Annotated in this window: 3 protein-coding genes; all 3 read right to left on the bottom strand. The window is 44.2% G+C overall.

The genetic code is table 11. The annotated features are described in order from the left end of the window. Positions 1-90: 90 nt before the first annotated feature. Entirely contained in the window at positions 91-279 is a 189-nt protein-coding gene (locus C7B77_RS29470) for a hypothetical protein (protein WP_146138576.1), read from the bottom strand. 399 nt (positions 280-678) lie between these two features. Continuing rightward, positions 679-2,106: a 16S rRNA (cytosine(967)-C(5))-methyltransferase gene (locus C7B77_RS28045; protein WP_245894502.1), complete on the bottom strand. Its 1,428-nt coding sequence runs from the start codon at positions 2,104-2,106 to the stop codon at positions 679-681. Beyond that, positions 2,107-2,487, bottom strand: coding sequence for a hypothetical protein (locus tag C7B77_RS28040; protein WP_146138575.1), 381 nt, complete (start codon positions 2,485-2,487; stop codon positions 2,107-2,109). Positions 2,488-2,514: the final 27 nt, after the last annotated feature.

Here is a 2,514-nt window from a genome sequence, read left to right as displayed (position 1 = left end):
ATCGACCGAATATGGCTTGATTGTAAAAATTTATTCATCTACGACTACTGTACTCCATATAACTGGAAAGTGCTGTATCTATTTGTAAATCTATTTTTTGGTGAGTTCGGCTAGTAGTGAAGGGTTAATTTGGGCGATCGCGTCTAGAAATTCGCCGATCGCGGCACCTTTACCGTGGGTGTATCCGGCTTGAATTGCTGCCGCTCTCAATCTATCGATCGTTTCTGGCTTGACTTTGTAGCCACCAAGGATGACTTTGTTTAATGCTGGTCTGGACACGATTTATTGTTTTAACGCCAGCTTAAATTTAGCGAGTTTATCCACGATCGTCAACAATAAAGGCTAGTCCTGCTGAGGTGTACGCTCTTTCGATCGCGCTGGAGATATGCCCGCTGCCCCATCTCTAAAATTGTTGATAAAATCTTTCAACAAGTATTGACATCTATTCTCAATACTTATATAGTAGATTACATCACCTAAGTTAACCGCTAACAGGCAGCCAGTTACATCTTAGCGATCGCGGGCAATTGTCAACGATCGATCGTATTTTGGAATTTTTTGCGGCTTCTAGTCAGTAATTTGGTGTTCTCCTCTCTAAAATTAAGGATCGGTGGATCGGATCGATGGATTAATCTCCTCGTCCGATTTTTTTTGACTATTCGCGAGCGATCGAACTTGTTAGGAATTATTACTATTAGATGATAAAAGTTGGCGGCGAAGTTTGACCATAAAAAAGCCATCCATTTGTTGGCGATGGAGCCAGACTTTAATCCAACCCGGATCGCTGACAAAACTAGCTAGCGGCGAATCGGCTGGGGGTAGCTCGATCTGCCAGTCGGGATGAGTTTTTAAAAACGGTAAAATGACATCCTCATTTTCGATCGAACATACCGTACAGGTGGCATAAACTAGCACGCCGCCAGGTTTTACCCACGTCGCGGTATTGGCGAGTAACTGCGCCTGCAACTGGGCTAATTCGTGAATTTGGGCGGGTGTTTTTTGCCATCTAGCATCCGCACGGCGGTGAAGAGTCCCCAATCCCGAACAAGGTGCATCTAATAATACCCGATCGGCAGTATTCGTAAGTTCGCTAAATCCACAACTGTCGCCAGTGAGAACTTGAATGTTACTCAATTGCAACCTGTCTAAATTTTGCTGTAACTTCTTGAGCCGGGAAGCTGTTTTATCTAGTGCCAAAACTTTCCCGGTATTGCCCATCAGTTCGGCGATATGTGTTGTTTTACCGCCCGGTGCCGCACAAGCATCGATAATGACTTCATTAGGCTGTGGATCGAGTAAATGTGTGACGAGCTGCGCGCTACTATCTTGAATAGTCCACCACCCCTCGCGATAGCCAGGTAATCGATCGATCGCGCCGACATTACCGACAAATCTCAACCCTTGGGGAACGTCAGGAATCGGTACCGCTTCAATATTCGTAGCTTGAAATAACTCGATTAATTTAGTACGTTGGGCTTGAATCCGATCGGATTTAGAACCATAAGCTAATAAATCTGTGTCGATAGGGAAGCTATTGATTCGCAGATCGATACTCGGAGGTCGATTGAAAGCTTGGCATAATTGTTCGGTTTCAAGTTCGCCTAATTCGGTCAACCATTGAGCGACTAGCCAGTCGGGAAAGCTGTGTAAAATACCCAGTCGCTCGATCGGATTTGTAGGCAAATCTAGCACTTCCGATCTCTCGGCTTGCAGGCGAATATACTGACGCAAAATGCCATTGACTACACCAGCCAAACCAATCAAACCATTGGCTTTAGCTAAATCTACGGTAGTGTTGACAGCAGCCGAATCGGGAATCCGATCGAGATAACGTAGTTGATATAAACCCAGCCGCAATAGTTGTCTCAAGTCTGGCGGTTGGCGATGTGCGGGTTGTTTGGCTAGGCGATCGATTATGGCATCTAGAGTACGTTTGCGCCGAACGATGCCATTGACTAATTCCGTAAATAAATTGCGATCGATTGCTGATAGTTCAAATTTAGTCAATAAGCGATCGATTACCATATCGGTATAACTACCTGTTTCCAGATCTTTGAGCGCAAATAAGACTAGTTGACGAGGATTCATTAGTAAACTGTTAGACATTTAAGCTGATGGTTGAGAAATCGGCAGCCGAATGGGATGGCTATAATTGTCACTTTTTAAATGCTCGCGATCGACTAGTAATAAATCGATCGCTTGCTGGAAATATCGACCACAATCTGACTCAAAAATAAGTTTATCTAAATCGATCCGATCGATCCGAGACTGCATTTCCATCCGAAATTCATCATCATCGATTAACTTAATAGTTAGTTGGATATATGCCATGGGGGTTGTCACCACGAGTTGTCCCAATCCGATCTGCTGCATTAACTTTGCTGCCGCACGACTATACCAACGTTGGCCTTCAAAGACAACAGGTATTTTTTTGAGGTAAGTAGGTGGGCGGGATAATAGTAAACTGGATGAAGATAGTTTAAGCATTTCTCGACAAGTAGGCGAAACCATTTA

This window comes from Chamaesiphon polymorphus CCALA 037, from assembly GCF_003003845.1.
Taxonomy (GTDB): Bacteria; Cyanobacteriota; Cyanobacteriia; order Cyanobacteriales; family Chamaesiphonaceae; genus Chamaesiphon; species Chamaesiphon polymorphus.
This window is presented reverse-complemented; position numbering and strand designations above follow the sequence as displayed.